The sequence below is a fragment of the Symbiopectobacterium purcellii genome (assembly GCF_019797845.1).
Lineage (GTDB): Bacteria > Pseudomonadota > Gammaproteobacteria > Enterobacterales > Enterobacteriaceae > Symbiopectobacterium > Symbiopectobacterium purcellii.
On sequence record NZ_CP081864.1, the window covers coordinates 1,242,998 to 1,257,985 of the forward strand.

A 14,988-nucleotide genomic window follows, 5' to 3' on the forward strand; every position below is an offset into this window, starting at 1 on the left:
TACCTATCCGTGTTTCCTATTGCAATAGTGTTTTCCCGGATCGAAAACGCACACAACAGTCTAGTGCTGCGGTGTGTGGAGGAAACACTACATATAGGGGGTTTAGTTTAGAATGATAACAAGATAGTGAGAATTTTCGGCTATTGCAAGTGAACAAAACACACTGAAATTGTGGATAACATGGGGAGGAATTGTTACACAGTGGCTAAACGCCTGTAGCGTTGCGGCCTTAACTTTTGTCAATGGATGGGGATAAAAAAATAAAAAATTGATCGGTTGCCGCTTTTTTCCGCGCACAGAAAATTCTTAATTTGATCAGCGTCTAAGGTTATGACTGAAGAGGGAATGGCAGATTGGCGACGATATCACCAATCTGCGTTGTAAAGGCAAGCGGTGAAGCCAGCCAACGCTGGCTTATTCAGCATCGCGCTGCGTATGCAGCATATAGTTCACGTCCACATTAGGGCCCAGCGTAAAACGATCGCGCAGCGGATTATAGTGCAGACCGGTGATGTGCTGTTCCGCCAGTGAGGTGCCGTCCACCCAGTCCAGCAACTCTGCCGGGCGAATAAATTTTTTCGCGTCATGGGTGCCTTTAGGCACCATTTTCAGCACATATTCGGCGCCGAAAATCATCAACAGCCAGGCTTTGGCATTACGGTTGATGGTAGAGAAGAACACGTGTCCACCGGGTTTGACCAACGCGGCGCAGGCGCGCACCACTGATTGCGGATCTGGCACATGTTCCAGCATCTCCATACAGGTCACCACGTCATAGCGCCCGGCGTGTGCCGCCGCGTGAGACTCCACGGTTTCCTGCACATACTGCACGCTGACACCGCTCTCCAGCGCGTGCAGTCGGGCAACCTGCAACGGTTCGGCACCCATGTCCAATCCGGTCACCTCTGCCCCTTCGCGCGCCATGCTCTCAGCCAGAATGCCGCCGCCGCAGCCGACATCCAGCACCTGCTTGCCAAACAGCCCATCGGCGCGGCGCGCGATGTAGTCAAGTCGCAGCGGGTTGATGCGGTGCAGCGGTTTGAACTCGCCTTCCAGATCCCACCAGCGCGAGGCGACGGCTTCAAACTTGGCAATTTCATCATGATCGACATTCTGTGTCTGTGTTTCTGCGTTCATGCGGTATACAACCTTTTGTTATTCTCATCTGCGGTAAGTATATCGGGTGCAGGCAGGATGTAGTAGCGATTCTCCTTTTCGCCGTGGCGACGGGAAAGGGGGGGAATGAAAGAAAAGCGTCATTACTGGTGCGCGTATTTTCCCTGTGAGGTGGGTTTTGTGCTATCATTTTCCACCTTTTGAACTCGGGTTGATGCATTAATAGAGGGATAGCGGCTCCATGAGCGACCTTGCCAGAGAAATAACACCGGTCAATATCGAAGATGAGTTGAAAAACTCCTATCTGGACTATGCCATGTCCGTTATTGTCGGGCGTGCCTTGCCTGATGTTCGTGACGGCTTGAAACCCGTGCACCGGCGCGTGCTGTACGCGATGAGCGTGCTGGGAAATGACTGGAACAAACCCTATAAAAAATCGGCCCGTGTGGTCGGCGACGTTATCGGTAAATACCACCCGCACGGTGATTCCGCCGTGTATGAAACCATCGTGCGTATGGCGCAACCTTTTTCCCTGCGCTATATGTTGGTCGATGGTCAGGGCAACTTCGGGTCGATAGACGGTGACTCGGCGGCGGCCATGCGTTATACCGAAATCCGCATGTCGAAAATCGCCCACGAGCTGCTGTCGGATCTGGAAAAAGAAACGGTCGATTTTGTGCCCAACTACGATGGCACAGAACAGATCCCCGATGTCATGCCGACGCGTATTCCTAACCTGCTGTTAAACGGTTCTTCCGGTATTGCCGTGGGGATGGCGACCAACATTCCGCCCCATAACCTGACTGAAGTGATCGACGGCTGCCTGGCGTATATCGAAGATGAAAACATCAGCCTGGAAGGGTTGATGGCGCATATTAAAGGGCCGGATTTCCCGACCGCCGCGATCATCAACGGCAGACGCGGCATTGAAGAAGCCTACCGCACCGGGCGCGGCAAAATTTACATCCGCGCACGCGCCGAAGTGGAAGTGGACGATAAGAATGGTCGTGAGACTATTATCGTGCACGAGATTCCCTATCAGGTGAACAAAGCGCGTCTGATTGAAAAAATTGCCGAGTTGGTGAAAGAGAAACGCGTTGAGGGCATCAGCGCATTGCGCGATGAATCTGATAAAGACGGCATGCGTATCGTGATTGAGATCAAACGCGATGCCGTAGGTGAAGTGGTACTGAATAACCTCTACTCGCTGACTCAGCTTCAGGTCTCGTTCGGCATTAACATGGTGGCACTGCATCAGGGTCAGCCGAAGATCATGCCGCTCAAGGATATTCTGGTTGCCTTTGTTCGCCACCGCCGTGAAGTGGTGACGCGCAGGACCATTTTTGAACTGCGTAAAGCGCGCGAACGTGCCCATATTTTGGAGGGGCTGGCGGTTGCGCTGGCAAATATCGATCCGATCATTGAAGCGATTCGCAATGCGCCAAACCCGGCGGAAGCCAAAGCAGCATTGATTGCACGTGCGTGGGATCTGGGCAACGTTGCAGCGATGCTGGAACGTGCCGGTAACGATGCTGCGCGCCCGGACTGGCTGGAGCCGGAATTCGGGATTCGTGACGGTAAATACCACCTGACCGAGCAGCAGGCTCAGGCGATTCTGGATCTGCGTTTGCAAAAACTGACCGGTCTGGAACACGAAAAGCTGCTGGATGAATACAAAGAGTTGCTGTTGCAGATTGCCGAATTGCTGCGCATTCTGACCAGCCCTGAGCGTTTGATGGAAGTCATTCGTGAAGAGCTGGAAGCCATCAAGGCACAGTACAGTGATGCGCGTCGCACTGAAATTACGGCTAACAGCGCTGACATCAATATCGAAGACCTGATCAATCAGGAAGATGTGGTGGTCACGCTGTCCCATCAGGGCTATGTCAAATACCAACCGCTGAGCGATTATGAAGCGCAGCGTCGTGGGGGCAAAGGCAAGTCAGCGGCACGTATCAAGGAAGAGGATTTTATCGACCGTCTGCTGGTGGCTAACACCCATGACACGATCCTCTGCTTCTCCAGCCGTGGCCGCCTCTACTGGATGAAGGTGTACCAACTGCCGGAAGCGAGCCGCGGTGCGCGTGGGCGTCCTATCGTCAACCTGTTGCCGTTGGAGCCGGAAGAGCGCATTACTGCGATTCTGCCGGTGCGTGAATACGAAGAAGGTCAAAACGTGTTTATGGCGACCGCCAGCGGTACGGTGAAGAAAACGGCGCTGACCGAGTTTAGCAATCCGCGTTCGAAAGGGATTATTGCCGTTAACCTCAATGAGGGCGATGAACTGATCGGCGTTGATTTGACGGACGGTGAGAACGAAGTGATGCTGTTCTCTGCCGAAGGCAAGGTAGTGCGCTTCTCTGAAGCGGCAGTGCGTGCCATGGGACGTACCGCTACCGGTGTTCGCGGTATCAACCTTCAGGGTGACGATCGCGTTGTGTCTCTGATCGTGCCGCGCGGTGAAGGCGATATCCTTACCGTCACGCAAAACGGCTTCGGTAAGCGTACTGCGGTGAGTGAATACCCGACCAAATCCCGTGCGACCAAGGGCGTTATCTCTATTAAAGTGAGCGAGCGTAACGGTCAGGTTGTTGGTGCGGTGCAGGTCGATGAGCTGGATCAGATCATGATGATCACCGATGCAGGTACGCTGGTGCGTACCCGTGTCTCTGAGGTCAGCATCGTAGGCCGTAACACCCAGGGCGTGACGCTTATCCGCACCGCGGAAGACGAAAACGTAGTAGGGTTGCAACGTGTTGCTGAGCCGGTCGAAGATGAAGAGCTCGACAGCGTGGCAACTGCGCCGGGTGAAATCGCGGAAGAAGAAGACGGCATTGATGATGCTGAAACCGACGACGATGTGGCTGACGACGAATAATCGCGAGCTACATCGATGAAACAAAAGCCAGCACCTCAGATGCTGGCTTTTTTTATGCGCTCTCGGTACTGTATCGACACGCCTTTCCCCTGCAACCCTTTACCTACTTGATGGAATAACTTTGAAATACCTCGCTTCATTTCACACGACGCTGAAAATTTCCCGCTACCTGTTCAGGGTGCTGGCGATGATGTTATGGATGCTGGGGGCGCTGATTTCCATCTTCTATTTCAGCAAGGTACTCAACGATAAAGAAGCTGAGTTACGCCTGGAATATAACCAGAGCTACGATCAGTCGCAGGAGTATATTCGTCGCACCACGGACATCGTGCGGGAACTACGCTACGTGGCTGTCAGTCATGTCAATATGGCGCCCGCGCATGCCACGCCGCCTGCCGCGAATACCCTGCGTACACCGCTGCTTTCGCTCTATCCTTTAACCACAGGTGCAGACTGCCAGACGATCTATCAGAGCCAAAAAGGGCAGTTGGATGCCGTCAGCGCATTTTTTACCGATTGGCAGGATAACTTCTCCACGGTATACGATCTGAACCGGGTGTTTTTTGTCGATGGTGCCTGGCAGTGCATGATGGATTTTGGTATCCGTAATCAGGCACTGGATCGCGATAATTTATTGCAGAACCTGCAAGAACGGTTTGCCGATAAAAAGCATGCGACGCAGGGCGAATGGCGCGATGAAACGGTGTATTGGATAACCCCGGCCTCCGATCCCGACATTGGCTATCTGTATGCCATTACGCCGATTTATAAAGGGGATCGGCTGGAAACCCTGATGGGTATCGAGCAAACCATTCGTCTGGATGATTTTGTCGCTGCGGGTAAATTTACGGTCGGTGCCAAACTGCTCGATCAGTTTAATCAACCGTTGCTGCAATTTACCGATAAAGAGCGCAACGGATCGTTGACGTCCAGCTATCCGAACGATCGTACCTATTTTGGTTATGTGGACGGTTACGACGAAATTATTCTGAAGAAGGCCTTACCGCCAACCACTTTTAATATCGTCTATTTCATGCCGTTCAGCGTGCTGCTGTCGCAGTTAAACGCGCTGATTGTCAACATCGTGTTGTTAAACCTGCTCTCCGCGCTGGTGCTGTTTATTCTCGCCTGGACGTTCGAACGCAAGATGTTTCTGCCTGCGCAGATTAATGCGTTTCAACTGGAAGAGAACGAACAGTTTAACCGTAAGATCGTGGCTTCTGCGCCAGTAGGTATCTGTATTTTGCGCATCAATGACGGCACTAACCTGCTAAGTAACGAACTGGCGCATAACTACCTGAATTTGTTAACCCATGAAGATCGGCTCAAGATCACGCGCATTATCTGTGAACAGCAATCAAAATATGTCGATGTGGTCACCAGCCGGAACCACCATCTGCAAATCAGTTTCGTTCATTCGCGCTATCGCAATGAAAATGTGGCGATTTGCGTGCTCTCCGATGTGAGTGCACGGGTGAAAATGGAAGAGTCTCTGCAAGAAATGGCCAATGCCGCTGAACAGGCAAGCCAGTCAAAATCGATGTTTTTGGCTACGGTCAGCCATGAACTGCGCACACCGCTGTACGGGATTATCGGTAATCTGGACTTGCTCCGTACTAAAAGCCTGTCGAAAGATGCTAATCGATTAGCGGCGGCGATGCAGAACTCCTCAGCGCTGCTGCTCAAAATCATCAGCGATATTCTCGACTTTTCCAAGATAGAGTCGGAACAGCTTAAAATCGAACCGGCTATTTTTACGCCACAGGAAGTGGTTAGCCATATCACCAGCAACTATCTGCCTCTGGTGGTGCGAAAAAACCTGACGCTCTACTGCTTTATCGATCCGTCGGTGCCGGCAACCTTGTCGGGTGATCCGGTACGCTTGCAGCAGGTACTCTCTAATCTGGTGAGCAATGCGATTAAATTTACCGATACCGGCTGCATCATCTTTCAGGTGTGTTGCACCGACGGCTATCTCGAGTTTTGGGTACGTGACACTGGCGTGGGAATTAATCCCCGCGAGGCGCTCAAGCTGTTCGATCCCTTTTTCCAGGCGGGCAGCGGCGTTCAGCGCCATTTTCAGGGAACCGGATTGGGGTTAGCCATCTGCGAAAAGCTGGTGAATCTGATGGATGGCGACATGTCATTGATATCGGAACCCGGGCTGGGCAGTCAGTTTGGCATTCGTATTCCGCTCTACCAGGCACATTACGTCGTCCCGACGGTCAGCGATGCGCTCCGGCAGAAAACCTGCTGGCTGCGGATGCGTAATGCCAGTCTTGAGCACAACGCGCTCAGTTTGCTGCATCAATATGGCCTCTCTGCTACCCGTTATTCTGACCAGGCTGTGCAGGAAGATGACATTGTCATCAGCGATTATCCGCAGGCTACGCCGCCGCTTTCGCGCTTTAGCGTGTTATTCAGTCACGTGCACATCGGCAGCGCGCAGGAGAGTGAGGCAGGGCACTGGGTTATCAGCACCGCCGGATTGCCGGATTTGCCGGCGCTGCTGGAACGCTTGTGCCGCAATAAAGAGGGGGAAGAGGAAACCCTGGCCGTGCTGAATACGCGCGCCCAAACGCACTATAACCTGGTGGACAATAGCGACATCTTGATTCTGGTGGTAGACGATCATCCGATCAACCGTCGTTTGCTCGCCGATCAGCTTGGGTCATTGGGTTATCAGGTCATTACCGCTAATGATGGCGTGGATGCGCTAAGCGCGCTGGCGAAGCAAACGGCGGATATCGTGCTGACCGATGTCAACATGCCGAATATGGATGGCTATACGTTGACCCGTACCTTGCGTGCACAGCGCTGGGACGCGCCCGTCATTGGTGTCACCGCCAACGCGCTCGCGGAAGAACGACAACGTTGTTTGGCGGCGGGGATGGACAACTGTTTATCGAAACCGGTTACGCTGGATGTGTTACAACAGTGTTTGTCGCAGTACAGTCTTCACGTGCGTGAAAAGCGGGGTAGCGCGACGTAAGCGTGTTTACGGTGATGTTCGTCGTTCCTGAGTCAGCAGGAACGACGGATCGATCGCTGAAAGGGATGGCTGAGTGCTTATGCACTTTCTCCCGGTTCGGCACCGTTGATGGAAGAGAGGTATTTCAGCAGGGCAATATCGTTATCAACACCCAGTTTGGTCATGGCCGATTTTTTCTGGCTGCTGATGGTTTTGATACTGCGGTTCAGCTTTTTAGCAATCTCCGTCACCAAAAAGCCTTCTGCAAACAGGCGCAGCACTTCACTCTCTTTCGGTGACAGGCGCTTGTCACCGTAACCGCTGGCGCTGATTTTTTCCAGCACCTTGGCAACGCTATCCGGGGTGAATTTCTTGCCCTTTTGCAAGGCAGCCAGCGCTTTGGGCAAATCAGTTGGTGCCCCTTGCTTCAATACAATGCCTTCGATATCAAGATCCAACACCGCACTTAAAATGGCGGGGTTGTTGTTCATGGTCAGCACAATGATTGCCAGATGGGGGAAATGGCGTTTGATGTATTTGATAAGCGTGATGCCATCACCGTATTTATCGCCAGGCATGGATAAATCGGTAATTAATACGTTGGCATCCAGTTTCGGCAGATGATTGATCAGTGCTGTTGAGTCTTCAAACTCACCCACCACGTTAACCCACTCAATTTGTTCAAGCGATTTTTTAATGCCAAAAAGGACAATCGGATGGTCGTCAGCGATAATTACGTTTAAATTACTCATCGTTTTATTTACTCGTCTTGTTGGCCATTAGGCTGCAATAATACACTGACAAGTTCGTCGATCTCATCAATATCGTGTTTGATTTCTTCGCTCGCCTGTTCGGTAATATGCCGCTCAAGTTGTTCACACAATTGTTTGCCAGGGTGCAGATTTAGCATGGCAAACACACCCTTAAGTCGATGCGCCGTTTGTGCCAGCGTTAAAAAGTCGCCTGTTTCTGCATCAGTATACAGTTTGACAATGTCATCGGGTACCGTTTCAACGAACAGCGAAAAATAGTCGCTGGCTTTTAGTTGTCGGGCGTATTCTTGAATATCCGTTGGCGCAGCATCGTGCGTAGCGACCTCAAATTGTTGCTCAATCAACGCCAACAATGCATCTTGCAGTAGCTGACTGATATTATAATTGGTACGTAATCGACGCGGTGCCAATAAGGTCACCTCGGTATCCTCACCGTTCACCAGCAGCGTGTTATCTGCCATTTTTGCTTCATCATCGACAATACGCAGATCGAACTCCTGAGGCATTTGACGCTCATCGGCGTTGACGCATTCGGCCCCCCAACTGGAGAGCAGATGCTGTACGATCTGCCGTACCTCATTGGCGGTGATGTCTAACAGCACCGTCATGTCTTCCAGCAGTTTTTCGTCTTCATCTCCGCTGTTAGCGCTGGCGGGCAGCGTGACCGTTAAGTGGTAGTGCGTGCCGAGATCTTGTTTGCAGGAGATACTCAAATCGCCGCCAAGTTTGCGTGCAAGTTGATGGCACAGAAACAGCGCAAAACCCGAATTCTGTTGGGCGCGATCCGCCGCTGGCGCTGTTATCCAGGGGTGGCGCAGATTATCCAGTTCTGCTGCTGACATGCGAGTGCCGGTATCGCTGAGCCGGATAGCGATTTTGTCCGCCTGCTGGGCATCCGCTTCCAGCGTGAAGGTTATCTTGCCGTAATCTGTATTGGTGATAGCGTAATCGAGCAACAACAGCAGCGCTTTTTGCAGCATGGCCATGTCGCCCACATACAAACGTTGCGGCTCTAAGCGGTAGTGATGAAACAGATGCAATCCTTTTTGCGAAAGACGCGGCAGGCTGGTGAGCAGCAAGCTATCCATCATCGCAAGGGGAGAAAACGGCACCACGTCCGGTTGCCATGTATCGCTGTCGAGCCGGTCGTGGAGCGCAATATTGTCCAGCAGCGCGATGGTTTGCGCTGTTTCATCCGAGGCTTTACGTAACAGTTTGGCGCGCACATCGTCGTCCACCGTTTGTGCCACGGACCGTAAATGTTGCTGCAAGGCCTGCATTGGCGTATGCAGCTCCTGACGAAGATGGGTTAACAGCCGTTGGCGTGCCAGCACGTTTTTATCATATTCGCGTTGTGCCAATTGCATCTTTTTATGCACCAGGATTTCTTTATCCTGCTCGCGAATCAGAAACAGATTGTGCTCTGGCATTTGCGGGTGACTGAACTGCAAAATCTCGTACATCTCGTTATTGATGGTTGCCTGCACCACGCCCTGATGCTCGCGTGCCATCGCGGCGATTTTCTCCAAACTTAAATGGGGCAACAGATGCTCGGCAATGGCATTTTGTACCACCACGCGGTTGGCAGAAAAATCATAGACCAGAATACCAATCGGGATGCGTTTAACGATCTCCTGATAAAGCGCCTGCTGTTTGCGCAAGCGCGGTGAGGGATCGTCGCGCGCATCGCGGTTAGGCTGGCGCCACAGGTAGAACCCAGTGAGGGCCAGCGCCAACAGCGCCAGATTCAACAGCAGCAACCAGATATTATTACGCGCCATATCGGCTGCGAATTGCCGCAGAGGTAACTGATAAACGATGTTGACCGGCGCGTTAACCAGCGGTGCGGCTACCTCTAGCAGCGAACCGTTTAACTGAACACGGGTGGTATCTTCGTTGTTGGTGAATGCTTCACTGCTGGTGCCCACGGTGTCTGCGCGCAGGATGAAGTTGTCGCGCGACAGCGTATGTGGGATCAGATCGTTGATGGGCAAATCAAAGGCAATGATGGTTGCCAGATGGCCCGGCTGGTTGAACGTGGTGCGCAGCGTAAAATAGTAGTCATTGTAAAAGCGCAGCTTGCGGATGGGGGAGAAGCTTTCGCGTTCATCGAGCGCGTTTGACTGTTGCAGCATCTCTGTGCGCCGGGCTTCGGCAATCGCCGTGATATAGCTGCCGCGAAACTGTGCGGAAATGTCTTTCAGTATCTGCGTGGAAATCATGCTCAGGCTGTTATCTACACCGTTAAGGTAGTACATGGAGTAGATATCGCTCTCAGCACCCCACAGGATATCAAGATAACGTGAAATCTTGCGCACCGCGCTCAGCGTTGATTTATCGTGCTGACCAAAGATGAGCGCATCGGTTTTCTGACCGTTTTTTTCCACATAGAACACATCCGGCAGCAAACTGATGGCATTGACGTTATCTTCTCCGCCAGCGGCGGCGTCGTTGTTCAGATTGCTATAGATTTGGTAGGTAAAAAAGCGATAGGTATCGATGCGCTTTTGCATCCCGAGCGCGAGGGTGTTGAGCGTAGCCTTTTTCTCTGCCAACCAGTTGTTCACGATATTGTAGCTCAGCGTGCCGGTTGTCAGCAGTAGCAGCAGCGCAAACAGGGTAAGGTAGCGAAGCAGACTCGCAGGCATGATAACAGTTCCTACTTGGCAGAGCGTAAGATGAGAGAATGAAATGCACTGACCTCAGCCAGCAACAAATAAGGACAACCTGGGCCTTGTGCGGTCTCTTTTGTCTCCGCGTTCTCGATTTGGCCTTGCGCTTCTCGCGTTACTTTGCCCATGTTCCACGCACCACCTTCTCTTTGTCCGGCTCCCTTTTTATCATAACTTCCTCACTGAATCGAAACTTCCTTAACCCCGTAGTGTAACTTCTAATATTAATCGGAACAGTTAACCCTTTTTGCTGTGATATTCGCCAATGGTGAGAGGGGATCCTCAGGAGGTCGTAAGCATAGGGGCAAAAAAAAGCCGGTAAAAACCGGCTAAAGGATCGGAAATTGGGAAATAAATGATGATAGCAACGCTATTTTACCGCGTTGTGTTCGGCGCTTTTGTCGATTGATGCGATTAATTATTGCGCGATAGCATCCGTAATGCACAGCACCCATTTGCTGTTGTGATTGTTTACAATGATTTGACCGTGGATAGCACGTAAGCCTGTCTCACATCATCCGCTTTTTGCCGTATAATCCCGTGCTTTACGTTTGAGCTTTGGGGTAAGGGTGAAACAACTTTCTCACTTGTTGCGTCGTATGCAGCAGGTATTGCGTGAACCGCAGCCAGCATTGCCGGGAAGCCGACAACTCGTCGTCTCTTTGTCCATGGATGTCGCGGCGGCAGAAGAGAGTGAGCCATCATTGTTGCCCTGGTTGGCCACCCAGCCCGTTTATCCCCAGTTTTACTGGCAGCACCGGCAGGAGCCGGAAGAGGCTGCTGTGTGCGGTATCGTGCGCGGTTTTCGCCATGTCAGTGATGCCGAAAGTTTTTTTCAGCATTATCGCAGTGCGCCAGATGTGCGTGTCTGGGGCCTCAACGGTTTTGAGCGTACCACTGCGGATGGGGGAGAATCGGCTGACTACCTCTTTTTACCGCGCGTTGAAGTCATTCGTCAGGGTAACCAGCTAAGTCTCAAGGTGAATGTGTTCAGTGAGACCTCATTGCAGGCGGATGCCGATGAAGCCGCTGCATTTATCAAATTCCTGCTGCCTGCGCATCCTATTGCGCCGCTGACCAGCCGCATTGTCGCGCAAGAGCACCACCCTTCGCGGGAAGGGTGGGTTAGCATGCTCGAACAGGCATTGGCGAGTATCGCTGCTGATGAGATGGAAAAAGTGGTGTTGGCGCGCTGTACCACGCTGACGTTGTCGCAGCCGCTGCGCGAGGCAAGTATGATGGCTGCCAGCCGCGCCGCCAATCATCGTTGCTTCCACTTTATGCTGGCCCACAATGCAGAACAGGCTTTTATGGGCTCCAGTCCTGAGCGCCTTTATTTACGTCAGGGGACCACCCTGAACACGGAAGCACTGGCCGGAACGGTTGCCAGCGATGACAATGACCGCACCGCCGAGACGCTGGCGCAGTGGTTAATGAACGACAGAAAAAACCAGTGCGAAAACCAATTCGTGGTGGAGGATATCAGCCAGCGGTTGCAGCAATCCGCCGCTACGTTGGATGTTATGCCCCCGGAAGTGATAAGGTTGCGTAAAGTGCAACATTTGCGCCGCGCGATCCGCGCCACGCTGCATCAGGCTTCTGATACCGCCTGCCTGAATGATTTGCAGCCGACAGCGGCGGTGGCTGGTTTGCCCCGTCAGGCAGCGCGTGCGTTTATTCGTCAGGTCGAGCCGTTTACGCGCGGCTGGTACGCGGGTTCTGCCGGTTATCTTTCTCTGGCGCAGGCCGAATTTTGCGTTGCCTTGCGATCAGCAGAGATCAATGGCGATAAAATCAACCTCTATGCCGGTGCAGGCATTTTGCCGGGATCTGATCCAGAGCAAGAATGGGTTGAGCTGGATAACAAAGCAGCAGGGTTAAAGACGCTATTCGACGGCGAAGTGTCATAGTTTTGTTTTATCTTTGTTGTGCAGAGTGCGGGTTTATATCAAAGTCAGTCTCATGAAAAAAAATATAATAAGCGGCATATCCTGAAATCAGAGCAGTCGAGTCCACCATGTCAACAAGTGTATTTAATCGTCGCTGGGCCACATTATTGCTTGAGGCGTTGACTCGTCATGGCGTTCGCCATATTTGCATCGCGCCGGGCTCGCGCTCAACACCGTTAACGCTGGCGGCGGCTGCGCATGCCTCGGTAATCTGCCATACCCATTTCGACGAACGTGGGCTGGGCCATCTTGCGCTTGGCTTAGCCAAGGCATCGCGTGAACCCGTGGCGATCATCGTGACGTCGGGTACGGCTACTGCCAATCTTTATCCAGCGATCATCGAAGCTGGGTTGACCGGCGAGCGACTGGTGGTGCTGACGGCCGATCGTCCGCCCGAATTGATTGACTGTGGGGCCAATCAGGCCATTCGCCAGCAGGGTATGTATGCTTCTCACCCTACTCAGGTGCTCAATCTGCCGCGCCCAACGCCGGATTTGCCCGCGCGCTGGCTGGTGTCGGCGATCGATGGGGCGGTGGGAGCGTTAACCCACGGTGCGTTGCATATTAACTGCCCTTTTGCTGAACCGCTGTATGGCCCCGATGACGATGATTTGTATCAGGACTGGCTGGCTACGCTGGGTGGATGGTGGCAAACGCGTGCGCCCTGGCTGCGGGTAGCGCACCCCACAGCGGTCGCCGTGGAGCCCGATTGGCCGCTGTGGCGTAAAAAACGCGGTGTGGTTTTGGTGGGCCGGGTAACCGCGCAAGAAGGGGCTCAGTTGACGGCCTGGGCTGAAACGTTAGGCTGGCCGTTGATTGGCGATGCGCTCTCGCAAACCGGTCAACCGTTGCCTTATGCGGATTTGTGGCTGGCGCATCCGACGGCAGCGCAGCAATTGCAGACGGCCGAAGTGGTACTGCAATTTGGTGGCAGTCTGACCGGAAAACGCGTGTTGCACTGGCAGGAGTCCTGCTGCCCACAAGAATTCTGGCTGATTGACCCGATGCCGGGGCGGCTCGATCCGGCCCATCATCGTGGGCGTCGTCTGGTGGCCCCGGTCAGTGACTGGCTTAACGCCCACCCGGCGCAGGCGCAGGCACCGTGGGCGCGCGGATTGTCGGCATGCGTCGAGGCGGTTCGTCATTATGTGGCCGCGCGGTTGGCGGGACCTTTTGGTGAAGCACCCTTGGCACACCGTGTGGCGGCACTGCTACCGCCCAACGGGCAACTGTTTGCGGGCAATAGTCTGGTGATTCGTCTGATCGATGCCCTGGCGCAGTTACCGGGTGCCTATAACGTGTATGGCAATCGGGGTGCCAGCGGCATTGATGGCCTGATCGCCACGATGGCGGGAGTCCAGCGTGCAAACGGGTTACCGACATTGGGGATTGTGGGCGATCTCTCTGCGCTATACGACATGAATTCGCTGGCGTTGTTGCGCCAGGCACCGGCTCCGTTGGTGCTGATGGTGGTGAACAACAACGGTGGACAGATTTTCTCTTTGCTGCCGACACCCGCTCGGGCGCGAGAAACCTTTTACTGTATGCCGCAAGACGTGGAGTTCAGCCACGTCGCCGCCATGTTCGGACTGAACTACGTACGTGCGGAAAGCTGGCAACAGGTGAGCGAAGCCACGGCGGCCTGCTGGGCGCAAGGTGGCGTAACCTTGCTGGAGGCCGTCGTTGAAGCCAAAGCGTGGGCTGACACGCTCAATCAACTCGCAACCCAGGTTGCCAACGGTGAGATTGAGACACAGCTGGAAAGCGACATTGCGCGTTTAGAACCGCTCCCGCTATGAGTGCTGGTCCCGCCATGAGCTTGCACTGCCAGCGTATTACGCCTCCCGACGTTACGCCAGAGACACCCTTGCTGGTGCTGTTGCACGGGTTACTTGGTCGCGGTGATGACTGGCAGGCGCTGTGCCCTCTGCTGCCAGAGTGGCCCATTCTGCAAGTGGATTTACCCGGTCATGGTGCATCGACGCGTGTGCGTGTCCGTGATTTCAGCGAGATGCGCCAGCAGTTGGCGCTGACATTGCGTGCGCAGGGCATCACGCGTTACTGGCTGATTGGCTATTCGCTGGGGGGGCGTATCGCAATGGATTTCGCGGCCTCTCGCGCAGGGGAACCGGCGGAAGGATTATGCGGCCTGCTGGTGGAAGGCGGCAACCCTGGGCTGCCGGAAGAGGCAGAGCGTCAGGCACGCAGGGAGCATGATGCGCGTTGGTCGTGGCGTTTTCGCCACGACCCCTTATCTGCAGTGCTGGCTGACTGGTATCGTCAGGGCGTGTTTGCCGATCTGGATGATGAAGCACGCCAGACGTTAGTATCCTTGCGCAGTCGCAACGATGCCGTTGCCGTGGCCGATATGCTGGAAGCCACCTCGCTCGGCCGGCAACCGTGGTTAGTGGATGCGGTGTGCCGTAGCGGCTTACCCTTTGGTTATCTGTGCGGCATTCAAGATCAAAAATTTCAGGCTATCGCCCAGACTTACCGTTTGCCGTTGCTGTCGGTTGCACGGGCGGGCCACAATGCGCACCGCGCCAACCCGGCAGGCTATGCGCAACAAATACGTAGGTTTATCACTTTGCCCGACGCCCTACAGGCGCAGGGCTGATTCTCTCTCTGC

Annotated in this window: 8 protein-coding genes; 5 read left to right on the forward strand and 3 right to left on the reverse strand. The window is 53.7% G+C overall.

Annotation, left to right across the window (positions count from 1 at the left end):
* Positions 1–414: 414 nt before the first annotated feature.
* Positions 415–1,137 carry a bifunctional 2-polyprenyl-6-hydroxyphenol methylase/3-demethylubiquinol 3-O-methyltransferase UbiG gene (ubiG, locus tag K6K13_RS05830; RefSeq protein ID WP_222159930.1) on the reverse strand — a complete coding sequence of 241 codons (723 nt, stop codon included), beginning with the start codon at positions 1,135–1,137 and terminating at the stop codon, positions 415–417.
* A gap of 220 nt (positions 1,138–1,357) precedes the next feature.
* Here ubiG and gyrA point away from each other — a divergent pair, with 220 nt between their 5' ends.
* Together gyrA and rcsC are read left to right on the forward strand one after the other, a co-directional pair.
* Complete coding sequence (gene gyrA, locus K6K13_RS05835; protein WP_222159931.1) at positions 1,358–3,994, forward strand: DNA topoisomerase (ATP-hydrolyzing) subunit A; 2,637 nt, start codon at positions 1,358–1,360, stop codon at positions 3,992–3,994.
* A gap of 121 nt (positions 3,995–4,115) precedes the next feature.
* The gene (gene rcsC / locus K6K13_RS05840; protein ID WP_222159932.1) at positions 4,116–6,986 is read left to right on the forward strand and encodes a two-component system sensor histidine kinase RcsC; all 2,871 of its coding nucleotides are present in this window, start codon (positions 4,116–4,118) and stop codon (positions 6,984–6,986) included.
* A gap of 77 nt (positions 6,987–7,063) precedes the next feature.
* On the opposite strand, the gene rcsB is transcribed toward rcsC, so the two are convergent.
* Positions 7,064–7,717, reverse strand: coding sequence for a response regulator transcription factor RcsB (gene rcsB, locus K6K13_RS05845; protein WP_222159933.1), 654 nt, complete (start codon positions 7,715–7,717; stop codon positions 7,064–7,066).
* A gap of 8 nt (positions 7,718–7,725) precedes the next feature.
* Entirely contained in the window at positions 7,726–10,386 is a 2,661-nt protein-coding gene (gene rcsD, locus K6K13_RS05850; protein ID WP_222159934.1) for a phosphotransferase RcsD, read from the reverse strand.
* 593 nt (positions 10,387–10,979) lie between these two features.
* Between rcsD and menF the strand changes: the two genes are divergently transcribed.
* The 3 genes from menF to menH all read left to right on the forward strand — a co-directional run bounded on the left by menF (position 10,980) and on the right by menH (position 14,976).
* Positions 10,980–12,320 (forward strand): isochorismate synthase MenF, encoded by a 1,341-nt coding sequence (gene menF, locus K6K13_RS05855; protein ID WP_222159935.1) that lies wholly within the window; start codon positions 10,980–10,982, stop codon positions 12,318–12,320.
* Between the two features lie 107 nt (positions 12,321–12,427).
* Entirely contained in the window at positions 12,428–14,158 is a 1,731-nt protein-coding gene (menD, locus tag K6K13_RS05860) for a 2-succinyl-5-enolpyruvyl-6-hydroxy-3-cyclohexene-1-carboxylic-acid synthase (RefSeq protein WP_222159936.1), read from the forward strand.
* Positions 14,155–14,976, forward strand: coding sequence for a 2-succinyl-6-hydroxy-2,4-cyclohexadiene-1-carboxylate synthase (gene menH, locus K6K13_RS05865; RefSeq protein ID WP_252120430.1), 822 nt, complete (start codon positions 14,155–14,157; stop codon positions 14,974–14,976). Before menD ends, menH begins: the two co-directional genes overlap by 4 nt.
* The last annotated feature ends 12 nt before the right edge of the window (positions 14,977–14,988 follow it).